This window comes from Thermodesulfobacteriota bacterium (assembly GCA_039028315.1).
In the GTDB taxonomy this organism is placed as follows: domain Bacteria; phylum Desulfobacterota_D; class UBA1144; order Nemesobacterales; family UBA2774; genus CR02bin9.
Genome location: JBCCIH010000008.1, coordinates 1 through 23,017, shown reverse-complemented (window position 1 = coordinate 23,017; position 23,017 = coordinate 1). Strand labels below are relative to the sequence as shown.

General features: G+C 40.4%; 26 protein-coding genes and 2 tRNA genes. 13 read left to right on the top strand and 15 right to left on the bottom strand.

From position 1 onward, the window contains the following. Window positions 1-112: 112 nt before the first annotated feature. From AAF462_01335 to AAF462_01315, 5 genes are all read left to right on the top strand, one after another. Window positions 113-436: a multidrug efflux SMR transporter gene (locus tag AAF462_01335; GenBank protein ID MEM7007758.1), complete on the top strand. Its 324-nt coding sequence runs from the start codon at window positions 113-115 to the stop codon at window positions 434-436. A gap of 26 nt (window positions 437-462) precedes the next feature. Then, entirely contained in the window at window positions 463-1,176 is a 714-nt protein-coding gene (locus tag AAF462_01330; protein MEM7007757.1) for an SDR family oxidoreductase, read from the top strand. A gap of 10 nt (window positions 1,177-1,186) precedes the next feature. Further along, entirely contained in the window at window positions 1,187-1,534 is a 348-nt protein-coding gene (folB, locus tag AAF462_01325) for a dihydroneopterin aldolase (GenBank protein MEM7007756.1), read from the top strand. A gap of 2 nt (window positions 1,535-1,536) precedes the next feature. Beyond that, window positions 1,537-1,926, top strand: coding sequence for a 2-amino-4-hydroxy-6-hydroxymethyldihydropteridine diphosphokinase (gene folK / locus AAF462_01320; protein MEM7007755.1), 390 nt, complete (start codon window positions 1,537-1,539; stop codon window positions 1,924-1,926). A 91-nt stretch (window positions 1,927-2,017) separates the two neighbouring features. Next, entirely contained in the window at window positions 2,018-2,644 is a 627-nt protein-coding gene (locus tag AAF462_01315) for a hypothetical protein (protein ID MEM7007754.1), read from the top strand. Here AAF462_01315 and AAF462_01310 read toward each other — a convergent pair. The 9 genes from AAF462_01310 to AAF462_01270 all read right to left on the bottom strand — a co-directional run bounded on the left by AAF462_01310 (window position 2,637) and on the right by AAF462_01270 (window position 10,749). Beyond that, the gene (locus tag AAF462_01310; GenBank protein ID MEM7007753.1) at window positions 2,637-3,722 is read right to left on the bottom strand and encodes a hypothetical protein; all 1,086 of its coding nucleotides are present in this window, start codon (window positions 3,720-3,722) and stop codon (window positions 2,637-2,639) included. The genes AAF462_01315 and AAF462_01310 overlap by 8 nt on opposite strands. Before the next feature lie 58 nt (window positions 3,723-3,780). Further along, entirely contained in the window at window positions 3,781-5,133 is a 1,353-nt protein-coding gene (locus AAF462_01305; protein ID MEM7007752.1) for an MFS transporter, read from the bottom strand. 17 nt (window positions 5,134-5,150) lie between these two features. Further along, window positions 5,151-5,717, bottom strand: coding sequence for a hypothetical protein (locus tag AAF462_01300; GenBank protein MEM7007751.1), 567 nt, complete (start codon window positions 5,715-5,717; stop codon window positions 5,151-5,153). A 24-nt stretch (window positions 5,718-5,741) separates the two neighbouring features. Continuing rightward, a complete protein-coding gene (locus AAF462_01295) occupies window positions 5,742-6,794 on the bottom strand; it encodes a DUF3298 and DUF4163 domain-containing protein (protein MEM7007750.1) in 1,053 nt (350 codons plus the stop codon). A gap of 18 nt (window positions 6,795-6,812) precedes the next feature. Beyond that, window positions 6,813-7,586 carry an inositol monophosphatase family protein gene (locus tag AAF462_01290; protein ID MEM7007749.1) on the bottom strand — a complete coding sequence of 258 codons (774 nt, stop codon included), beginning with the start codon at window positions 7,584-7,586 and terminating at the stop codon, window positions 6,813-6,815. A gap of 37 nt (window positions 7,587-7,623) precedes the next feature. Beyond that, a complete protein-coding gene (locus tag AAF462_01285) occupies window positions 7,624-7,830 on the bottom strand; it encodes a PspC domain-containing protein (GenBank protein ID MEM7007748.1) in 207 nt (68 codons plus the stop codon). 102 nt (window positions 7,831-7,932) lie between these two features. Then, a complete protein-coding gene (locus AAF462_01280; protein MEM7007747.1) occupies window positions 7,933-8,409 on the bottom strand; it encodes a gamma-glutamylcyclotransferase family protein in 477 nt (158 codons plus the stop codon). A gap of 7 nt (window positions 8,410-8,416) precedes the next feature. Then, window positions 8,417-10,135, bottom strand: coding sequence for an ABC transporter ATP-binding protein (locus tag AAF462_01275; protein MEM7007746.1), 1,719 nt, complete (start codon window positions 10,133-10,135; stop codon window positions 8,417-8,419). A 158-nt stretch (window positions 10,136-10,293) separates the two neighbouring features. Continuing rightward, window positions 10,294-10,749, bottom strand: coding sequence for a hypothetical protein (locus AAF462_01270; GenBank protein ID MEM7007745.1), 456 nt, complete (start codon window positions 10,747-10,749; stop codon window positions 10,294-10,296). Between the two features lie 247 nt (window positions 10,750-10,996). On the opposite strand from AAF462_01270, the gene AAF462_01265 reads away from it, so the two are divergent. From AAF462_01265 to AAF462_01250, 4 genes are all read left to right on the top strand, one after another. Then, on the top strand, window positions 10,997-11,656 hold the full coding sequence (locus tag AAF462_01265; protein ID MEM7007744.1) for a TetR/AcrR family transcriptional regulator: 660 nt from the start codon (window positions 10,997-10,999) through the stop codon (window positions 11,654-11,656). A gap of 38 nt (window positions 11,657-11,694) precedes the next feature. Then, complete coding sequence (locus AAF462_01260; protein MEM7007743.1) at window positions 11,695-12,873, top strand: aminotransferase class I/II-fold pyridoxal phosphate-dependent enzyme; 1,179 nt, start codon at window positions 11,695-11,697, stop codon at window positions 12,871-12,873. A gap of 146 nt (window positions 12,874-13,019) precedes the next feature. Continuing rightward, window positions 13,020-13,856: a M48 family metallopeptidase gene (locus tag AAF462_01255; protein MEM7007742.1), complete on the top strand. Its 837-nt coding sequence runs from the start codon at window positions 13,020-13,022 to the stop codon at window positions 13,854-13,856. Between the two features lie 11 nt (window positions 13,857-13,867). Next, on the top strand, window positions 13,868-14,524 hold the full coding sequence (locus tag AAF462_01250) for an endonuclease III domain-containing protein (protein ID MEM7007741.1): 657 nt from the start codon (window positions 13,868-13,870) through the stop codon (window positions 14,522-14,524). A 63-nt stretch (window positions 14,525-14,587) separates the two neighbouring features. Here AAF462_01250 and rplT read toward each other — a convergent pair whose 3' ends face one another. The 5 genes from rplT to AAF462_01225 all read right to left on the bottom strand — a co-directional run bounded on the left by rplT (window position 14,588) and on the right by AAF462_01225 (window position 17,784). Continuing rightward, a complete protein-coding gene (gene rplT / locus AAF462_01245) occupies window positions 14,588-14,941 on the bottom strand; it encodes a 50S ribosomal protein L20 (protein MEM7007740.1) in 354 nt (117 codons plus the stop codon). A 30-nt stretch (window positions 14,942-14,971) separates the two neighbouring features. Next, window positions 14,972-15,160 carry a 50S ribosomal protein L35 gene (gene rpmI, locus AAF462_01240; GenBank protein ID MEM7007739.1) on the bottom strand — a complete coding sequence of 63 codons (189 nt, stop codon included), beginning with the start codon at window positions 15,158-15,160 and terminating at the stop codon, window positions 14,972-14,974. Beyond that, the gene (gene infC / locus AAF462_01235; GenBank protein MEM7007738.1) at window positions 15,138-15,755 is read right to left on the bottom strand and encodes a translation initiation factor IF-3; all 618 of its coding nucleotides are present in this window, start codon (window positions 15,753-15,755) and stop codon (window positions 15,138-15,140) included. Before infC ends, rpmI begins: the two co-directional genes overlap by 23 nt. 11 nt (window positions 15,756-15,766) lie before the next feature. Continuing rightward, a complete protein-coding gene (thrS, locus tag AAF462_01230) occupies window positions 15,767-17,695 on the bottom strand; it encodes a threonine--tRNA ligase (GenBank protein MEM7007737.1) in 1,929 nt (642 codons plus the stop codon). A gap of 14 nt (window positions 17,696-17,709) precedes the next feature. Next, window positions 17,710-17,784 (bottom strand) — tRNA-Val (locus AAF462_01225). 158 nt (window positions 17,785-17,942) lie between these two features. On the opposite strand from AAF462_01225, the gene AAF462_01220 reads away from it, so the two are divergent. The 4 genes from AAF462_01220 to AAF462_01205 all read left to right on the top strand — a co-directional run bounded on the left by AAF462_01220 (window position 17,943) and on the right by AAF462_01205 (window position 22,179). Then, window positions 17,943-18,013: transfer RNA gene (locus tag AAF462_01220), tRNA-Gln, on the top strand. A 320-nt stretch (window positions 18,014-18,333) separates the two neighbouring features. Beyond that, on the top strand, window positions 18,334-19,014 hold the full coding sequence (locus AAF462_01215; protein ID MEM7007736.1) for a type 1 glutamine amidotransferase domain-containing protein: 681 nt from the start codon (window positions 18,334-18,336) through the stop codon (window positions 19,012-19,014). Between the two features lie 37 nt (window positions 19,015-19,051). After that, the gene (gene ilvB / locus AAF462_01210; protein MEM7007735.1) at window positions 19,052-20,755 is read left to right on the top strand and encodes a biosynthetic-type acetolactate synthase large subunit; all 1,704 of its coding nucleotides are present in this window, start codon (window positions 19,052-19,054) and stop codon (window positions 20,753-20,755) included. 317 nt (window positions 20,756-21,072) lie between these two features. Then, window positions 21,073-22,179: a hypothetical protein gene (locus tag AAF462_01205; protein ID MEM7007734.1), complete on the top strand. Its 1,107-nt coding sequence runs from the start codon at window positions 21,073-21,075 to the stop codon at window positions 22,177-22,179. Window positions 22,180-22,248: 69 nt separating this feature from the next. On the opposite strand, the gene AAF462_01200 is transcribed toward AAF462_01205, so the two are convergent. Beyond that, window positions 22,249-23,017, bottom strand: a 769-nt coding sequence (locus AAF462_01200; protein ID MEM7007733.1) for a hypothetical protein, incomplete at its 5' end; no start/stop codon positions are given.

Here is a 23,017-nt window from a genome sequence, read left to right as displayed (position 1 = left end):
TAAAGTCTTGGGATCTTTTTATTAGATGTAGGGCGTATAAAAAAAGTTTCGTCTACGTTTTTAGAAAAAATGGGTAGTCTTATCTAAATACTTTTCGCAGGGGGTTTGTTAAATGGCTTGGATATATCTTCTTATAGCCGGGGTAATGGAATGGGGATGGCCGATGGGGCTTAAGTTCGCATGGTCTGAAAATGGGGTGAATTATGGTTATGCCGCTTTTGCGGTTGTAAGTATTTTACTTAGTGGCTTTTTCTTATTTCTAGCCCAAAGGGAAATACCAGTTGGAACCGCCTATGCAGTTTGGGTTGGTATTGGAGCTGTTGGAACCTTCTTTCTAGGGATATGGCTTTTAGGAGAGCCCAGCACTTTATTAAGATATGTCTTTATAGGCTTTATCATAGTAGGAATTGTGGGACTTAAACTGGCTTCGTTATGATATGATATATTTTTTCAAGAGAAACCATGAGTAAAGCTGCGCTAATAACAGGAGGGGGAAAGAGGATAGGAAAGGAAATCTCACTTTGTCTGGCGCAAAGGGGTTATGATATTGCCGTGCATTATAACCATTCAGACAAAGATGCCCTTGAAACTGCAGAGATAATAAGAGGCACAGGAGCCCGGGCCGAAGTATTTCAAGCCGACCTCTCAGAGATATCACAAGTACGAACTCTTGTTCCAAGTGTGTTTGAAGTTTTTCCAAACTGCTCAATTTTAGTAAATAATGCTTCGTTATTTGAAGATTTTTCATTTGCAAATGTTACAGAGGAAATATTTGACCGAGATTTCAATACTAATTTTAAGGCCCCGTTTTTTCTCTCCCAGGATTTTAGCAAATATGACAGCGCTGAGTTAATAGTAAACATGTTAGATATGAGAATTAATAAAATAGAAACCAAGCACTTTTCATATAACTTAACCAAGAAAGCTCTAAGAGATTTTACTCTCATGGCGGCAAAAGAGCTTGGACCCAAGATAAGGGTAAACGGGATATGCCCCGGCCCCATCCTTCCACCACCGGGTGAGGACATCTCATATTTGGAAAATATAGCCCAGAGCACACCTCTCAAAAAACCGGGTAACCCGGGCTATATTATAGGAGCACTGGAATATATATTGGATAATGATTTTATAACCGGTCAATATCTTTATGTAGACGGCGGGCAGCACTTAGTATAGGAACGAAATCATGATAATAAAAATAGAGAATTTAAAACTCAGGACAATTGTTGGAATATACGATTGGGAGAAAGAAAAGAAGCAAGATGTGATTATCAATATTGATATGGAATTTGACGGTACAAAGGCAATTGAGACTGACTCTATTGACGACACAATCGACTACAAGACCATAACCAAAAAGATAATCGATATGGTAGAGGGGAAAGAGTTTAACTTGATTGAGAAAATAGCTGGTGATGCTATGAAGATAGTAATGGAAAATGAAAAAGTGGACAAAGCCAGCGTGAGAGTAGACAAACCTGGGGCACTTAGATTTACAGATTCGGTCTCAGTGACACAAATCCAAAGCAGGTAAAAATGAAAATCAACAAGGTAGTAATAGGGGTGGGTTCTAACATTGAGCCGGATAAGAATATACAAGATGCTAAAAGGGCACTGGCCAGAAGATTTAATATACTCAAATCCTCTTCATTAATTGAAACCGAGCCGATCGGTTATTTGGAGCAGGACAACTTTCTAAACTGCGCTTTTCTGATAGAGACGGAAATGGACTCTAAGAGCCTAAAGCAGTGGCTACAAAATCTCGAGAAAAACCTTGGAAGGGTACCAAAGAAAAATAAATACGGCCCAAGGACTATTGATCTTGATATAGTTATATGGAACGATGAGGTCGTAGACAGAGATGTTTATGAAAGGGACTTTTTAAAAAACTCTGTCAACGAGGTTTTACCAGAGCTTAAGATCTAAAAGAATAATCAAAAGAAACTTTTTTTTTCATAGTGTATCTAAATTCTTGTAGTCTAGAATTGTGTTAGCAATTTTAAATGGGGGTCTTTTTATGAGACATTTAGTAATTTTGGGTGCACTTGTAGTAGGCTTGGTTTTTTTCTCCGCTAACAGTTTTTCAGATACCGAAGAAATAGAAATTATGAGAGGCCAGCTGGTATGTATTCAAGTTGACAGTGACGGCGAGGCTGAGGTGTCAAAAGAATTTACTGACTGTATGGGCCTGTTATATCTACTTGGAGTTGACGGCAAACTCTACTCGCTTCACGGCGCTCCAGAAGAAATGGAAAGAATTAAAAAGGGTTCCAAGAGCAGGATGGGTTATAGACTTCCTCTTAGATTAAAAGGCAAAGCTGTTGGGCACGAAAGGGCATGGCAGCTCTATACGCCGGCTCTAGAGGTAGAAGAAAACTCTATAAAAACTACTGTAACAGGTTCGGTGCTTTGTGTTTTCCCGAACTATAAAGAAGGAATGGCCGATCCTAAGATTGCCGGCGGGCCTTGTAATGAAGCTGAACCACATGCTCATTTTATTAAGACTGATGACGGGGAGATCTATGCCCTTCACGGATCACTTGAAGATATAGTGGCTTTAGAAAAGAATCCCGAAAGGACGAATGTGACTGTAAGCGGGCTTTTGAGGGCCAATGACAGCGGGTGGATTTTGTATGTTAATTAACTTTGCCATCATGCTGACTCGTATTAAACCATTCAGATAGCACCTCTTCAGCTTCTTTCTTATAAGGAGTAAATCCCTTTTCCACATTTCCCCTTTCGTCACTGTTCATATCGGTGAAATATTTCCAGACAAAAATCCCGGCTAAATAAGGTTTATCGCTAAACACCTCTGATGTTGATTCAAATGCAAGGGCCTGCTCTTCTTGGCTAGTCTTGCCGTCCTGCTTCCACTCCCAAGGCTTTATAGCAGTGCCTTCAACTGATTTAAACCCAATTTCTGTGAAAATAATTTTCTTATCATACTTTTCTGATAGTGCTCTTATTTGAGGCTCGTAATTATTCCAGCCCTCTAATAGTTCATCTAAAGTTGGAGCGGTCTTATCTGTGAGAGGGAAATAGGCATCAATCCCTATATAATCCAAATCTTCCCAAAACTCAATTTTCTGAGCATTCATACCCTCTGCAGCATATGTAAGTTTCCCGCTGTATATATCTCTAACCTTTTTAATAATCTCTCTCCACTCATCAGTATATTTGGAAACCCCAACGAGCTCAGTGCCTATTACAAGCATCTCTACTCCCGTTCTTTGGGCTAGCTGTGCTTCGCCTAAAATGAACTCTGTGTAGCTGTCAAACCATTTTCGCCTTTTTTGAGGATCATCAAAATCAATTTTGCTTCTCCAGTTATCAGGATCAAGCTCCAGACCGCCTATCCATATATGAGGTTTTAGCATCACTCTAAATCCTAGTTCATGTAGATTTTTTATTTCCTTCTCTACAAATGGCTCTGCCATTGAAGGATCGCCGCCTGAATAAACCTTAGTGCGTCTTCTATCCCACATATAGGCAAAGGTGTTTAGCTGAACATAGTTGTAGCCGATGCTGTTTAAATGCTCATGCATATTCATAGATTTTGTTGAACCATAACCATTTCCTATTCTGTGAATATGAGCGAGCACAGCGCCTTTATAGGTGAGCTCGTGCGGCCCCGCTTTTTCTGATGGAATGAAATTTGATGCCACTACGAAAATAGATAGTGCAAGAAGAGCTACGATTAGAACTAAATACCTTGAAGACATAATATATAAGCTACCTTCGATATGATCAGATTTAAATGCATTTTTGAAAAGACCTAAACTATTTATCGCGCTCTAAGTAGAGCCAGCCGATTAGGAGAGTAACAACAGCCACTGCGGAAGTTGAAATAAACACGATTCTAAAGTTGTGAAGCTCATTCAATACGGCGCTAAGAATCGCAAGCCCAATAGTTGCCCCAAATATTTGCGCAGTTAGTACAATCCCGCTCGCCTGACCCTGTTTTTCTGCAGGAACAGCATTCATCACAGCAACCAGCGCAGGAGCAAACATCCAGGAAACCGAAATTCCCCAAAGAACAAGCGTCGGTACCAAGTATAGGTATCTGTCTGTTCCTGCTGTAAGGCCCATTGCGAAAAGTGCTATTGCACCAAGAAAAAGTCCTATAAGAACAGGGTTTCTAGGACCGTATTTATCTGTGGCATTACCGGCCAAGACTGCCATAAATGGAATAGGAACAAGCGCTGGGAATAGCATCACCCCTGCCTTTAGCGGATCCATTTTAAGAACTTGCTGCAGGTAAAGTGCCCCGAAAACAATTACTGCTATCTTTGTGTACTGTCCAGTGAAAATAGCCAAGTTTGATGAGGAGAAAGTACCGTTTTTAAATAAATCTATTTCTATAAGAGGCTCTTTTACTTTTAACTCTACTACATAAAACATTACTAAAAATACTGCAGATACTGCAAAGAGTGATATTATTGCGCTCGAGCCCCAACCCCACTCTGGACCCTGCATAATTGCGAGAACGAGTGAGCTTATGCCTATTACAAGAGTAACCAATCCCCATAAATCAATGTGGGGCCTAGGGGCATCTAGTTTAGGTTCACGCCAGGCGGCTAGAAATACTACGAGTATTAAGAGTACGATTGGAAAATTAATCCAAAAAATCCAGCGCCACGAGATATCATTTGTAAGAAATCCACCTATAATTGGTCCAAGCGCACTGCACGAAGAGCCTATTGCGCCGTAAATGCCCATCGCCATACCTCTTTGTTCTGCAGGGAAAGTAAGTGCAAGAAGAGCCATAGAGGCCGGAAATATTATAGCGCCCCCAAGCCCTTGCATTGCTCTTGCCGTTAAAATCCAAACTGCATTCTGAGCAAATCCTGCGGCCAAGGAGAATATTCCAAAAATTAATACACCGGTAACAAAAAGAGTCTTATAACCTGTTATGTCGCCTAGCTTTCCGCCTACCGCAATGAAGCCGGCTATTACAAGAAGATATGAGTTAATTATCCAGTGCGATTGCACTACGTTCATGGAGAGATCGTGCTGCATTGTAGGAAGCGAGATTGCCACAACAGTTTCATCGAGCATTATAAGCCCAAATCCCAGGCTCGCCATTGCAAGGATAACCCACTTACGGTTTTGGTCGTTTATTATTCCATCCATCTCTTTTAATCTAAAAATTAATTTAAAGAATCCGCTTTTTTTATTAGGGGCATATGTCTTGGGAACATCCAAAAACTTAAAACCAGCGATGCAATTGCAAAAGGTACTATCTTAGCAGCATCATCATTAACAAAGGCAAGAACCGAACCTAGAATTGCAGTTACCTCATTTAATATTAAAACTATGATTGTGATTTTCTGAAGCTCAAACATAAGGGAGTAAATTTTGGTATCTCTGTCAGAAAGCGATTTTAGTTTTGCCAGCTTGTCTGAGTCTATCTCCTTAGTCCTTGGATTCATTACTAGTGACTGAATATCAACATCCTTAGTCATAAATTGGTTTAGCTTACTCTCAGACAGTGCATATCTATAGTAGAAAATTGAGCCAAGTACACTTAGGCTCGCCAGGATATAAATGAGCGGCTGTAAATAGCTAATATCTGGAGAGGAAATGGCTTTATTCTCACCTGTAAAAAAATATACAAATCCAATATAGAAGATTATGGATCCTACGATAATAAACCAGATCAGTTTTTGGACTAGCACAACAGGGCGAATTAGTTCGTTTAGCTCATCTGATATCATGAGCACTTATTATAGCAGGAAAACTCATTGCTGAGGCGTGTTTTGTTTTTCGGCGGGTTTGATAAACTTCGCGATAGGTCCTTGAGGATCTATTAAATCTCCAAGGTCTTCATAATTAACGGTGACGAAAAAAGCGCCTTGAGAATACGGACCCATGGCATAAGGGGCAAAGGCAAATCTGATTCCCGCAGGATTTACAGCAAAAGGGCCTATCTCATCTTCTTTGAGGGATGTTACAGAACCGCTTAGAACCCAGTCGGCCTTTTGCTTTTTCAGGTCCTTGATTATAAGACTTGAGAGAACTTTCACATAGTCTGAATCTGTTTTAAAAAGGTCCTCTAATTTTAATAGCTTGGAGTCATCATCTCCAATTAAATAATTTGATGACACAAAGTAGGTATTACCATGAGCGCCGCCGGTATAGGAATAAACAACTCCTATAAAGCTCAGTAGGTCTTCTGAGTAATACTCAATTGAATAATCATAGTTAAAAAGCCATGTACTTGTGATTAGGTCCTCCATAAAACCCTCTTTAGCATCTTTTTGATACTCATCTATCTGGGGCTTCATGCTATCACTTAATTTAGGTGTGATTTGCTGTATTACTTCATTTTCCGAGATTAGTTTAGGATAAGACCACTTGGCCTCACTGAAGTTGCCCTGCTTTATACTCAAGAACTCATAGTTTGACACTTTTGTAAGCCCAAACGGAAGTCTGGTATTTTTGTCAGGGCTAAACCATGTGCCTTGAATTGTAGTGCCGATCCCATCTGGAATTGGAGTAAATTTTCCTTCAAACTGGCCCGTCTTATTCTTTTTATCATCACTCTCAGTAAGAGTTATCGTATTCTCTTTAAAGTCTACTTGGCCTAGGAGTCTAAGCGGGACTGCTGTTTTCTCATAATAATATGTACCTCGCACCTGTGATCCCTGTAGCTGAAGCTCCATTTGAATGGCAAGCTCGCCGCCTATCCCACCTACAAAGTAGTACTTAGCTATTTCTTTTTCGTCCGCAGATACAAAACTAGCGGAAAACACTAAGATAAATCCCAAAAGTATGACTCTAAAAATATTCATAGTTAAAGTATATAGGAGTTAATCTTCAAGAGCCAAAATTTCTATCATCTGATCATGCACAATCGCATTTGACCCAAGAATCTCTTTCATGTAAATAGTGTAGTCGCCGCCCGAAAAAGTAGTTACATGACCGCCCGCCTCTTTTAAAATAAGTACTGCCGCCGCAGTGTCCCAGGGATTAAGCCCTAATTCCCAAAAACCATCAAAACGACCGCACGCCACATAGCATACATCTAGCGCCGCCGAGCCGTCTCGTCTTACCGCTCTTGCTTTTCTGATAAAGTTTCCAAAGTGTCTGATATTAACCTCTACCATCCACTCAACTTCGTGCATAAACCCGGTGCAAACATGGCTGTGTTCAATTGCATGTGATTTAGATACTTTAATAGGCTCGCCATTTAGAAATGCGCCTTTACCAAGCTCAGCAGTAAACATCTCATCTTTAACCGGATCGTATACAAGGCCGGCTACTACTACACCATTTATTTCAAGCGCTATTGATATTGAGAAAAAAGGATAAGCATGGGCATAGTTAGTGGTACCGTCTATCGGGTCAATAAGCCAAAGGTGCTCTGAGTTTTGAGTATCCCTCCCGGATTCCTCTGCAAATATACTATGAGATGGAAAATTCTTTTTTATATCCTCTATTATTATCTTCTCGGAAAGCTTATCTACTTCAGTTACGAGGCTATTTTTGGCCTTAAACTCAATCTCTTTTACTTTTCCAAGATTCTCTAATAGTACGACGCCTGCTTTTCTAGCAGTATTTTCCGCAACTTCGAGGTAATTCACATGAGCTCCTAATTAGAATTTTGAGTTTATATCCCAACTACTCTGACGCGCCCTCAGGAATAATAATCCAAGCTATTATATAAACTATTACAAGAGGCACTACTGCCGTTATAAGGCCTAGAAAAACCACACCTAGTCTTATCAAAGTGGAATCTACAGAAAACATCTCTGCAAAACCGCCGCAGATCCCAGCAACCATTTTGTCATGACTTGAGCGATATAGCTTCCTAACGTTATCTGCCATCAGAAACACCTCCGTTTTGTATTAGTATTTAAATTATACCAAATAACATCGGTTGATTCCTAAATAATAACCCATGAGGATTAAGATAGGATTAAGCGTCAATCAATCCAAGGTCTTAATCTCTTTTAAAAAATTGCAGTAATCCTCTGTGAGCAAATCCCGACCTGCTAATAGATGGTCCAAGTAAGAACTAAGAGGCATTAAGCCCTCTCTGGTTTTATCAGGCTGGGCGATATATGTGTAAAATTCTTGTTTGGAATTATCATTAACAACATGGCTTAGACTCACTCTGTCATATTCATCTGGATAGTGTTCAAATTTATCTAGATTATAAATACCCCTTAGTGTGACAAGATAGAGAACTCCTTGTACATAAGCTTTTTCATCACGAACTATATTTGCTGCTCCGGCATCTGGGGTTTTAACAATTTTATTAAAAACCAATCTATAGCCTGGGAAAATTAGATTTGTTCTTGAGTAAAATGCGGCCCCTCTTTCCCTCATCCTCTCTGGGTTCATATTAGAGCCATATGCAAAATATAGGACTAGTCCTGTTTTGTTCATATTTTCGACACTCATTTGCTTATTATTCGAAAGTTTGGATTTTATAAAGGCCGTAGTAAATCCCTTTTTGTGCCATAAGCTCTTGATGTGTTCCAAGTTCAGCCAAACTTCCCTCATCCATTACTGCAATCCTATCAAACCCGCTGATCGAAGGCACACGGCTTGAGATTGCTAAAAGGGTGCTGCCCTTCATCTCTTTTCTCAAATTTCTAAGAACTAAACTCTCAGTTTTAAGATCAAGCGAGGAAAAAACATCATCTAAGATCAAAACACGTGGCTTAAGTAATATGGCTCTTGCCAAGGCCAGCCTTTGGCGCTGCCCGCCTGAGAGACTAAGTCCCCTCTCGCCCACTCTTGCTTCAAAGCCGCCCGGGAACTGAATTATCTCATCATATATCTCGGCCACCTTAGCAGCATTTTCTATTTGTTCATCAGTTATAACAGGATTCATAAATGAGATATTATCCTTAATAGTCCCGCTAAACACTGTAGTTTCCTGGGGAACATAAACAATCCCTTCTCTAAGGCTTGCCCTTGTAATTTTTGTTACATCTATACTATCTATGAACACTGAGTTTTCTGGCGGATCTTGTATTCTGGTCAATAGATGAAACAAGGTGCTTTTTCCTGATCCAGTGCCTCCTGTAATACCAAGCGCTTGGCCAATTGGAATCTTAAGTGAGACATCGATTAGAGCTGGACTATCAAGATAGGAAAATGTTAAGTGGTTAAATTCAATTTCACCTTTAATATTGTGATCTACTGCACCAGGCTCTGAAATTGATTTAGGTTTCTCAGCCAAAACAGCATTTAATCTGTTAAGTGAAGCATTTCCTCTCTTAATAATATCAACCGCCCATCCCATAGCCATCATCGGCCAGGTGAGCATGGTCAAATAAACAAGAATCGCAGCAAAGCTTCCTAATGATATGTCGAGCGTAATAGTCTTAATCCCTCCAAGCCAGAGGAATATTGCTGTTGCTGATGCCGCTGCAAATGTAATTATAGGCTGATACACGCCCCAAATCTTTATGAGGTTTAAGTTTTTATCCAGATAGTCCTGGCTTGATCCCGAAAAATCCTTTAACTCTTCATCTTTTCTTACGAATGCTTTTACAACTTTTATGCCTGATATTGATTCTCTGGCGCTTTCTGTGAGTTCTGAGAATGAGTCCTGAACCCTCTGAAACCTTTTTTCGATCATTTTGCCAAAGAAGTAAATAATGATCCCCAAAATGGGGAAAGGGATAAAGGCATAAAGAGTAAGCTGAGGAGAAATATAGAGCATTGCCCCAAATATAAATACCAAAAGAAATATTCCGTCATATGCAACAAGCACCCCTAACCCGCAGGCAAACTTAAGTGTTTCAACGTCGTTTACAGTGTGGGCCATCAAATCACCCGTTTTTCTCTGCGAGAAGAAATCAAAGTTAAGACTCTGAAGGTGGGCAAAGAACTCGTTTCTTAGTGACTGCTCTATTTTCCTCGCCGCGCCCATTATGAAATATCGCCAGAAGAATCTGAAAACGGACATCGCTATTGCAATTATGAGCATATACAGTCCGTATCTGGAAATATCGCTTATTGATGCATTCTCTAATGTTAGCGCATCTATTACTCTCTCTATTATAAGTGGAATAGAAAGCTGACATATGTCCACAAGTGAAAGCGCTACTAAACCAGCTAGAAATGAATATTTATATTTTAATAGTAAAGAAAAGAGAGTTTTCTTCTTCGTCATTAATCAGGATCGGAAATAACATTATCTGTGGTATTTTGGAGTAGTAGTATACCTGAATAGGTATCTATAGACTGATAGAACTATCCTATCAATTCTGATAGGATAGTTCTAATTAATTTTGATTTTGAAATGAGTTAGTTCTTAAGATTAAAGAATACTTACGGCCTTATGTTAAAGACCTTCTCATATACCTTTTTTACCTGTCCATCAGGAGCATAATCAGCTTCGAACCAGCCGTTGTTTACATCATTATCGCTGGCTCTGTAGGCAATAGTTACCTGCTCTAAATTTTCTTGGTCTGAGTACTTTTCCCTGACTATGATAGACCCAATAGGAAATTCAGCTTCTTTGGTTTCAATTGCTTCCTGGGCAATAGGATTTACATAAATATCCTTTTTTTCGGGCCAGTTTTGCCATTTGAGCTTGTAATCCTCAGTATGTACAAGTTTCCAAACTTCTGGGGCCAGCTTCTCAGGCATGGTATTTTCAAATTCTATTTTGGCCGCTTCATGCGCCTGCTCCGATTTTTCTACAACTTCCTCAGCCTGCTTGCAGCCTGTATAGATAAATCCGGTTGCTAAAAGTAACAACATTAATAATCCGACACTTCTCATATAAATACCTCCGAATTGGTTTATTGATATTATAGTATTATTAAGATTTATGTGATTGCAACATTTTTTATACCGCCATAAAAATCTCAATGTCTATAGCTAAGACCACATCTGTTTAATACTAAGATCTGCTATTAAGCCAAATAAACTTTTTTAGAATTAAAAAAAACCTCTTGACAAAGAATTTGAGTTATAATATTATCTTGTGACTGACTAGTCAGTTCAATTTAATTGTGATGGGTTAAATATGGCAAAACCGCAAAAATTAATGAATAAAAAAGCTGCCCCTTCAAAGAAGAGAGGCAGAACCAAAAGCCGCAAAGACGAGATAATGAAAGCGGCTGCTAATCTGTTTTCCAAAAAAACTTACCATGATGTTACCATGGATGAGATAGCCGAAGAAGTTGGCGTAGCCAAAGGAACAATTTATCTATATTTTGATTCCAAAGAAAATCTATACCTGGAAATACTAGAGCACACACACCAGACAATCGAGTCCATATTAGAGAAAGAAATAGCAAAGCACCACCCAGCTCCAGAAAAACTCAAGAACATATTGGCATTAATATTCCAGTTTTATTTCCAGAACATGGATGTGCTTCGTATTTTGACTCGTGATGAAACCAGGCTTATACAAGAGCACTTTGAGTTCACAGAGCGCTGGCGTCATAGAAGAATAAAACTATATAGAAAAATTTTAGAAAAAGGCATCAAAGAAGGATCGTTTCGACCTGCAAATACGGAGCTTATGGCTCTAATTATCTTTGGATTAGTAGGATCGGTGATGTTTTTCTATCCAACAGATAAATCTGCAGGCGAAATCGCGGAGGAGGTATTTTCAATGATTTCTGAGGGTATTATGGTCTCTCAACAAGAAAGTACCTTTGGGGAGAGAGGATCACAGTAGTACTTTTAGAAGTCATTAACATATAGGAGGTATTTCAAATGGCAGTTTCATATCCATTCAGCTCAAAAATTAGCCACTTTGTTCCGCCAAAACAATGGGCTAGCATGAGGGTAGCACGGGACTTAGAGAAAAAGACCGGGCAGAAGATTATTCATTTTGAAAAGGGAGATTATCAAGGTCCTGACTTTGAAACTCCTCAACACGTATTAGAGGCAACTGAGCAGGCACTCAGAGATGGTTATGTCAGATACGATCCGGGACCGGGACTGCCGGAGCTAAGAGAAGCTCTTGCAGAAGAAATGACAGGACGCGGAAGACCAACAAAACCTGAAGAGGTTATTGTTACAGCGGGTGCAAAACACGCGCTTACAATGTCGCTACTGACATTTCTTGAAGAAGGAGACCACGTTATTTTCCCTAACCCAGGCTATCCGCCTGATGAGGTGTGGGCAAAATATGTAAGGGCTCAGATAGATCACACACCACTTACCGATCCTGACTGGCAGTTTGACGTCGATAAGCTGGATGCGATGATCACAGATAAAACCAAATTGCTTATCATTAATACCCCGCAGAGACCAAACGGACACCTAGTAGAGAACCCCGACGCGATAGCAGAGCTTGTATTTAAGAATCCACAACTAATGGTAATCACAGACGAAATATTTTCCCATGTCACCTATGATAAGCCACATTTGTCAATTTCCAACGTAGAGGGAATGGCTGAAAGATCACTAGTTATCGACACATTCTCAAAAACTTACGCCATGACAGGCTGGAGAATAGGATTTGCAGTTGCTCCAGTGCCTGTGATTGATAAACTTTCAATCTTCCTTCAGGACAGTATTACAAACGTTGCAGCATTTATTCAAAAAGCTGCATACGTTGCACTCACAGGGCCTCAGGACTGGGTACATGAGAAGCATGCACTTCTTCAGCAGAAAAGAGACCGCATGGTTGCTGGGCTTAACACTGTTCCTGGCGTAACCTGCGACACCCCTGACGGCGCTTTTTATGCTTTTGCCGACATTAGAGGCACAGGACTAACATCTCAGGAATTTACAGATCAGTTAGTTGAGAAAGCTGGTGTTGCCGTAGTAGCCGGTACAGCTTTCGGAAGCCAAGGTGAGGGTTTTGTAAGAGTAACTTATGCCTGCGCTGATGAAGATATCGATGAAGGTATCAGAAGAATGAAAGAAGTTAACTTAGGCGAATAAGCTATAAATTAAACTAAGTTGGACAGGTTATTATCCGCCACGCACCGCCGGCAGATAATAACCTGTATCCAAAATCTTATTAAGAATCGCCTCAAAGTAGGTTATATTAACCATATAACAAAGTATTTATATGCGGGTGATTCAATATGTTAAGAAAACTGTTTTCTGACAAATTTAAAACTCCATTAGTTTTACTACTAAGCTGTTTCCTATTAGCATCAACTATAATTGCTTGCTATAAAGCGCCTATAACGGGGCGCTCTCAGTTTATAATCCTTACTCAGGACCAAGAAAATGAGATGGGGCTTACAGCATTTAATGAAGTACTGAAAAGTGAAACATTATCGACAAATCAAAGTTATAACGATGCAGTTACGAGAGTAGGCAAAAGAATTGCTGCTGTATCGCACTCGCAGAACGCTAATTGGGATTTTAAAGTTATAGATGACGATGATCAGATAAATGCATTTGCGCTTCCTGGCGGTAAAGTAGGAGTATATACAGGGCTATTGCCAGTTGCACAGACTGACGCCGGGCTTGCAACCGTAATGGCGCACGAGGTGGCCCACGTTACGGCCAGACACGGTGGTGAGAGAGTTTCAACCAGTGTTTTGGCGCAGCTAGGAGCGGTAGGAATCGGAGCAGCCATGGGCGGAAGTGACCCGTATGTATATCAAGCTGTAATGCAGGCCTATGGGCTTGGAGCAAATGTAGGAGTGCTTTTACCCTTTAGCAGAACTCAAGAATCAGAAGCAGACAGAATCGGGCTAATCTATATGGCCAAGGCCGGTTATGACCCACGTGAGGCAGTAGCGTTCTGGCAGAGAATGGACGCCGCCGCCAAGGGGTCTTCGCCGCCAGAATTTTTATCAACGCACCCGGGCTATCAGACAAGGGTTCAAAACTTGCAAAGATGGCTCCCGGAGGCCATGACCTATTATAATCAGGCAGAGAAAGCCCCAAATAATAAAATTACCAAGTAAGTAGTCGTTATATGGACACATCACCAAGAATTAAAAATATCTATCAATTACTGTATCAAAAATATGGTCCTCAGGGGTGGTGGCCCGGAGATACGAAGCTTGAATACGTTCTAGGGGCAATACTAACCCAAAATACGTCATGGAAAAATGTAGAAAAGGCAATTTCTAATTTAAAATCTCTAGATCTTATCTCTGCTAATAAATTGAAATTGCTATCCGTAGATGAGCTTGCACTTTTAATAAAACCCTCTGGGTATTACAACCAAAAAGCTATCAAAATAAAATATTTCATAAACTTCTTATTTGAAAACTATAGCGGGGATTTAGATAAGTTATTTAAAGAAGATATTCAGACACTCAGAAATAATCTGCTTCACATTAAGGGCATCGGACCTGAAACAGCCGACAGTATAATTCTTTATGGAGCAGTGAAACCAATCTTTGTAATAGATGCTTACACATACCGAATATTCTCAAGACATGGAATTGTGCCTGAAGAAACTAATTATAATGAGATGCAGGAGCTGTTTATGGACTCCTTAGAACATGAGCCTACTATATTTAACGAATATCATGCGCTTATTGTAAAGTTAGGTAAAGAGCACTGCAAGAAAAGAAAACCTATATGCACGGGCTGCCCGCTTGAGGGCGACCCGCACACAGTTTAGATTCTGATTTTTGGTGAAAGTTATAACTTACGAAAAGTGACTGTATATGTATACAGAGTGTAATTAATTTAGGCCGGATTTAGCAACATCAACCACTGCTTTAAAACTCTCGGGTTCTCTTATTGCCATCTCAGAAAGCGCTTTTCTATCTAGTTCAATCCCTGCTTTTTTGAGTGAACCCATGAATTTGCTGTACGAGAGTCCATATGGTCTTACTGCAGCGTTTATTCTAGCAATCCATAGCCTTCTGAAATCTCTTTTTCTCTGACGCCTGTCTCTATATGCATAGGCTAGTGCACGGATTAAAGTTTCATTAGCCCTACGAATGTTATTTTTTCTTTTACCCCAATAACCCTTGGCTTGTTTTAGTAGTCTCTTTCTTCTTTTTCTAGAAGGGACTCCTCTTTTTACTCTCATTTCATTCTCCTAATCTTAGTAATACTTTATTTATATATAACTTTTTATTCTTTTAGCTACATCACCACTTAAAAACTTAGGATCGTTAAGTCTTCTTTTACGTTTTCTAGATTTTTTAACGTTTAAATGGTGTCCTCCGCCCCTAGCTCTTTTTATCTTACCACTACCGGTAACTTTGAATCTTTTTGCGGCACTTCTATTTGATTTCATCTTCGGCATTTTCTTTCCCACCTTGAGCGCTCTCATCCTCAGTGTCTTTTTTCTTAGCACTCTTTTCTTGAGTTTTTTTCGTTGGTGTAATCACCATTGTTAAATTCTTTCCTTCCATCTTAGGAGGTATGTCCACCCCGCCTAAATCTGCTACTCTCTCCAAGATCCTGTTTGCAAGAGATCTTCCTAACTCTGGGTGAACAATCTCTCTACCTCTGAAAAATATTCTAACTTTTGTTTTATTATCTTCTTCTAAAAACTCCCGGATGCGGTTTATTTTTACATCCAGGTCATGATCTCCGATATTAGGTCTAAATTTAATTTCTTTTACTGTCTGTGATTTCTGCTTTTTAGCCGCTGCTTGCTTTTTAAGTTCATACTTATATTTTCCGTAATCCATGAGCCGGCAAACAGGAGGATTTGCATTAGGCGCAACCTCAACAAGATCCACGCCCCTGTCCTCAGACAAATTTAGCGCCTCTTGTATTGAAACCACTCCCAACTGCGAGCCATCAGCGTCAACAAGCCTCACTTCCCTGGCTCTAATCCGTTGGTTTATCCTAACCTCAGGCTCCCTGCTTTTGTAAGATCCTCTTCCTTTCACTCTAGCTATCTTTATTCGCCTTCCCGCCAGCTTTGCGGGTCAAGCTCCGATTCTATAGAAGCTATAAAATCTTCAACGCTTATTGAGGGTAAATTCTTTCCTCCTAATTTTCTAGGTGCTATTGTACCCGACTCCATTTCATTATTCCCTATTACAAGTAAGTAGGGAATTTTCTCAAGCTGGGCCTCTCTTACTTTAAACCCAAGCTTTTCGTTTCTAAAATCTTTCTCAACTCTTAGTTTCTTTTCCTTAAGTGCCTTATAAACCTGCTCACCATACTCTACCTGTTCATCGCCTATTGTCGCAATCCGCATTTGAACCGGACTTAGCCAAAGTGGAAATGCTCCCCCGTAATGTTCAATGAGAACCCCAAAGAACCTTTCCATTGACCCGAATATTGCGCGGTGAATCATTATAGGCTGATGACGAGCATTGTCATCACCTATATATGACATGTCAAACCTCTCAGGAAGGTTAAAATCTACCTGAACTGTGGAGCACTGCCAAGCTCTACCAAGCACATCTTTAATTTTAAGGTCGATCTTTGGACCATAGAACGCGCCCCCTCCCTCATCAACTTCATAGTCCAAACCCTTGGATTCAAGTGCAGCTCGAAGGGCATCGGTGGCTTTATCCCAAACTTCCTCAACACCCACAAACTTATCCGGCCTTGTGGAAAGGTAAACTTCATAGTCGTCAAAACCAAACGTTTTTAGAAATAGAGTTGTTAGATCAAGGACCTCAATAACCTCTTGTTCTATTTGATCGGGTCTGCAGAATATGTGTGCATCGTCTTGTGAAAAACCTCTTACTCTGAGTAGGCCGTGAAGCACCCCTGAACGCTCATAGCGGTATACGGTACCTATTTCTGCCCACCTAAGCGGCAGATCACGGTAGCTTCTTATATCAGTTTTATAGATCATAATATGAAATGGACAGTTCATGGGCTTTATCTGATACTCAGTGTTGTCCACTTCCATTCTTGGATACATATTTTCGTTGTAGAAGTCCAAATGCCCACTTGTTTTCCAAAGATCAATGTCTGCTATGTGAGGAGTATAGAGAAACTCGTATCCATACTTCTCATGCTGATCACGCCAAAAATCCTCAATTACTTTTCTTATTCTTGAACCTTTTGGATGCCAAAGCACAAGTCCCGGTCCAACTTCTTCCTGTATACTGAATAGATCAAGCTCTTTTCCGAGCTTTCTATGATCTCTTTTTTTAGCTTCTTCTATTTGGTCCAGATAAGCCTTAAGCTCTTTCCTATCCCAAAACGCTGTGCCGTAAATTCTTTGCAGCATTGCGTTTTTCTCATCCCCTCTCCAGTATGCTCCTGCTGAGCTAAGTAATTTAAAGGCTCTAACAAATCCGGTTGACGGCGCATGAGGCCCACGGCAAAGGTCATACCAGCCTTCTTGATCATATATTGTTATTGGCTGATCCGAGGGGAGATCGTTTACGATCTCGACTTTATAGCTCTCTCCATCTTTTTCAAATATTTGAATTGCGTCTTCACGCGATACTTTTTTCCTGACCAGCGGCTTTTTCTGAGAAGATATCTCCTTCATCTTCTTTTCTATTGCTTCAAGATCTTCGGGTGTAAATCCCCTTGAATATTCAAAATCATAGTAGAATCCGTTATCAATTACAGGACCTATGGTAACTTTTGCATCAGGAAATAGACTCTGCACTGCTTCAGCCATTACATGGGCAGCGGTGTGCCTAATAAAATATAGCCCTTCTTCCGAATTCATCTTAATAGGCTCAAGTTCAGAATCTGAGTCCAGTTCATAGTAGAAATCCGCAAGATCGCCGTTTACTCTGGCCCCTACGGCGGAGTTATGAGCGCCTATAGATTCTATTATTTCGCCTACTGTAGTTCCTTTGGGGAACGATTTACTTTCTCCATCTGGGAGTTGTATGTTTATATTAGCCATTTTCTATTTTATCGTGGTGAGCACGGCAGGATTTGAACCAGCGACCTCTTGCATGTCAAGCAAGCGCTCTACCCCTGAGCTACGCGCTCATGTTGTTTAAAACGCTTTAGTTTCTTATATAAATCACTTACTGTCAAGAAGGTTATACGAAAATCCGATATATGGAAATTTTTCATGAAAATCGAATAGATATTGGGAATTTTATTGCTAAGGGTATAAAATCTTGGTAACATAACTAACTCATTATTGGGCCGTCGTCTAATGGTAGGACCCTGGCCTTTGACGCCAGTTGTAGAGGTTCGAATCCTCTCGGCCCAGATCCCATCAAAACAATATTATTATATATCAATTCAATACAGATATTAGAAGTCAGGCAAGACTACGGCTATTCAATACATCAACAAGTCTATTACAAGCTAGTCCATGAAACGCTAAAGCTGATATGATATGACTACTATCTTGATTGCTGCTTCTATCTTTTTTGTACAGGAGATGATTTCTTGTTTGAATCTGTATTTCAAGAATAGCTCTGAGCAGCCAGCATCTATTTTGTGAAATCTTTTACTCTGCTACACTTATATTCTATAAATTATCTTTTTACTTGAATAAAATACGTGTAACATCAGGGAAGATATATTATGAAAAAAGTATTATTTGTGCTCACTAGTCATGATCAATTAGGTGACACAGGAGAAAAAACAGGATTTTGGATCGAAGAGTTTGCAAGCCCATATTATATTTTGAGGGATAACGGAATCATTGTAGATTTAGCATCTCCGAAAGGGGGACAGCCTCCAATCGATCCTAAAAGCTTTTCACCGGAATTTATGACACCCTCTACTGAGAGATTTAATAAAGACACTGGAACACAAGACATTCTGAGCAAAACATATAAATTAGAAGATGTAGAAGAGGCGGACTATGACGCTGTTTTCTATCCGGGTGGGCACGGCCCTTTATGGGATTTGGCAGAAAGTAAAGACTCAATTTCCTTAATAGAGACATTCTACGCAAACAATAAGCCCATTTCAGCTGTTTGCCATGCTCCTGCAGTTTTTAAGCATACAAAAGACCAAAATGGGAATAGTTTGGTAAAAGGGAAAAAAGTCACCGGATTTTCTAATTCTGAGGAAGATGCGGTTGAGTTGACTGATGTTGTTCCGTTTTTGGTTGAGGACATGCTGATATCAAATGAAGGTATATACTCAAAAGGTTCAGACTGGGCTCCCTATTGTGTCACTGATGGTCTATTGATTACAGGACAAAACCCTGCCTCCTCTGAATTGGTTGCAGAAAAATTATTAAAAACTATCACTTAAAAAGTGGAAATATAGAGTTCTAATGGGTAAATAGAAAATGGAAAAAATAAAGGGTAGAGAAATATTATTAGAGATGCTGGTAAATGAGGGAGTAGACACTGTGTTCTGTCCTCTGAGCAGCAGAGAGACTGATTTTCTTTGTTTTATCCCTGAGAAATATAGGGATAAGATAAAATTTGTAAAAGCACGCCACGAGCAGGCAGCCGCGCACATGGCCGACGGGTACGCAAGGGCCACAGGTAGGCCGGGAGTATTGATAACTCTCCCGGGACCATATGGCATTAATACCGTTACCGGGCTGACAACTGCACACATGGACTCAGCACCAATCATATGCATAGTAGCAGATCTCGACCCTTGGAATACTGACACGGGAGATACATTTATATCAGATCATATAGGGATTACTCAATCCTGCACTAAGCATAATTATCTCGTTAAAAAAACTTCTGATATTACTAAAACCATAAGAGAGGCAATTCATGTTGCAAAGACCGGAAGGCCCGGGCCTGTTTTAGTTGACATACCTTTTAAGGTTTTAGCCGGGGAAGAGAAATTCACTTTACCCAAATTGGACATAAGGGGTTACAAGGAGGTTAAGAAGGGTGATCCTGCACAGGTAAAACGGGCTGTTGAGATGATACTTAAATCAAAGCGCCCTGTGATTTTCGGCGGCGGGGGACTAATAATATCAGGAGCCACTGATGAGCTCGTAAAGTTTGCGCATGCCTACAAAATACCTGTAACCAATACCCTAATGGGAATAGGCTCCTATCCTACGGACGACCCTTTCTATGTTAACTGGATAGGAATGCACGGCGCTTACAACGCGAATATGGCCGTACATGAAAGTGACCTGGTTATATCCATAGGCGCAAGGTTCGATGATCGTGCTACAGGTGGTAATTTCGAGAAATTCGCACCAAAGGCGAAGATTATTCATATAGACATAGACCCGTCAACGATAGATAAAAACATTGTTGTCCACTGCCCGATTATTGGGGATGCCAAGGCAGTGTTAAAGCAGATGCTTGAGATAATCCCCTCTGATTTTGAGGTCGACAGATCAGACTGGATCAAAAAGATAAGGGATTGGGACCAAGAACATCCTATGAGTTATTCACAGCAGGGCTCTAAGATAAAAACAACCTATGTAATAGATAAGATCTCTGAGATAACCAATGGGGAAGCCATAGTAGCGGCTGACGTCGGTCAGCATCAGATGTGGCTTGCCCAGTTTTACAGATTCAAGAACCCAAGAGCGCACATTACCTCGGGTGGTTTAGGAACCATGGGTTTTGGACTCCCAGCTGCGATCGGCGCAAAATTTGGGAGACCTGACAATCAGGTGATATGCGTATGCGGAGACGGTAGCTTCCAGATGAATATGCAGGAGATTGCGACCGCTGTAGAGAACGAGATGGATTTAAAGATAATAGTGCTAAACAACAGGCATCATGGAATGGTGCGGCAGTGGCAGACTCTATTTTTTAACAGCAATTATTCTTCGTCTTATTTCGAAGTGCTTCCGGATTTTGTTAAAATTGCTAAGTCTTACGGTGCTTCGGGATTTCACATTACTAAACCCGAGGAAGTTGAACCGAGTCTCAAAGAGGGGCTTACCATGAAAGGGGTGGTTTTAATTGAAATTGAGGTTGATTATGAGGAAATGGTTTATCCCATGCTAACCCCGGGCGGAGATATGAGCGATATGATTGTACAGCCATCAGATCTGGCCTAAAAGACAAGCTTGTTATATGGGCATTGTTAAAAGTGATACTATATTCTTGAAATACTGTATCTTCACTACTTAAATTATTATTGTAAGCCAAGGTTCGAACTGTATCCAATAGCCCCAGCTACCACTTTGTTTCTCTTATTTTATGTAAGAAAAACTCAAGTGCTTTCCTAGAATACAATCAGGCATATTCTTTGTATTGATATAAATCTAAATAATCTTTTCTTTTCGTATTTTGCGATTAGAATTAATCAGTGGTAGGTGCTTAGAGAGTCTTATCTCTGGCCAGTTAGCAACAGCTCTTGTGGAGATCAATATTAATGAGAATTGTCTTTTATACAGTTTTATTTGTATTTTTCACTTTTCTATTTACTACATATCAGGCTCTGAGCGATAAACATTCATTGCAAGATATAAACTCCGCCAATGCCGAATCAAATGAGAAATTTTTACTCGGACCTCCAGAACAAGATGGCCCAGTGGTTGTTGTAGCCTATTTTGAGCTTCATGATATAAATGAGATTCATGATGAAGTTGATACGTTTGAGTTCTCAGGGGTTCTAACACTTACATGGCGGGACCCTCGCCAAGCCTTCGATCCTAAAATCACTGGTGTGAATGAAAAAATATTCCAGGGCAACTTTCAATTCGCTGAGGTTGCTACCAGGTGGTATCCGCAGGTGTTTCTTGTAAATGAAGCTGGTTTATATGAAATAAATGGAATTACTTTGCGCGTTTTGCCTGACGGAATGTCTACATTAATCCAAACTATTAATGCCACAGCCGAAGTTAGGCTTGATTTGCAAAAATTTCCTTTTGATAAACAGCGTTTGGATGCTATTTTTGAGCTTGTAGGATTTGATAAGAATGAGGTCCTATTAAAATCAGTATTCGACTATACCGAACCAATAAAGACCCTTTTTCCAACCCCACAATGGTCCGTAACTAATATCACTCAAACTGCGAGTGATTTTTACTCCTACTATTCTGGAGCTTTAGGAGTCTCATCAGCCTTTGTTGTAAGTGTGGGAGTAAAGCGAAAGCCTTCTTACATAGTCCGGCTTGTTATTGTTCCAATGATTGTAATTGTGATACTTTCTTTCACCGTCTTCTGGATGGATAAATCATCACTTGGAGATAGACTCAATGTATCTTTTATTGGAATTCTAACTGGTTTTGCCTATCTGCTCGTTACTAGTGATCATTTGCCCAAAATCTCATATTTCACTCTAGTTCATGGATTCTTAAACATAAGCTACATAACTATGTGCGCCACGGTTGTGATTAACCTTATAGTGGGCACTCTTGATAAGAAAGGGAAAAGAGAAGCTGGAGACCGTGTAGACGAAGTCTGTAGATGGGTATTCCCTTTAGCTTATTTTGGGCTTCTCATAACAATGTATTTAGTAGTTACACTGTTCTTTTAGTACCTTTATAAATCGTAGAATATAAAATTAAAACTCCATCTACTTTCATTTTCAAGCCAAATGATAAGATCAATTCACATCAGCACATATAGCCCAAATGCGAAGTCTGGATTCATTACCTGGTGATCCCGCAGGCGTAGCCAGAATAATGTTTACTCGTGCGCCTGTGGCAGATGAGAGAATCTGATTTCTGGCCTGACAATACCAAGTCTGATCATCTGTGGGATATGAAGCTTGCATAGATAAAGTTTTAGGAATACCGTCCGCGACAACATCAATATTTAAAACTTCACATCCTCCGCCCAAAACGACTTTTGTGTCGGGACACATTACACTACCATCTACTATATCGCTAAAAAACATAGAAGAAGTTCCCAGAAAAGTTGATATTATTACATCGTTAAATACCCTCTCATACCCTGAAACACCATCAGCTCCATCATTACCTGCCGGCCCTTGAATTCCCTGTAATCCATCAGAACCGTCATCTCCCGCCGGGCCTTGTGGTCCTTCTGGTCCTGTTGCTCCATCAGCGCCGTCATCTCCTGCCGGGCCCTGTGGTCCTTGGGGTCCTGTTGCACCATCAGAGCCATCATTTCCTGCCGGGCCTTGTGGTCCTTGGGGTCCTGTTGCTCCGTCTGAGCCATCATTTCCTGCCGGGCCTTGCGGTCCCTGAACGCCTTGAACACCCTGTGGGCCTTGAGCACCGTCGCATATGTCAATAAATCCTGCAGGTGTGTCTATACCTTGGTCTCTCATACCATTGTTATTTTCATCTAGATACGCAACATACCTTTTACCAGGACTATCTGGATTACCATCACAGTCATTTACAAAC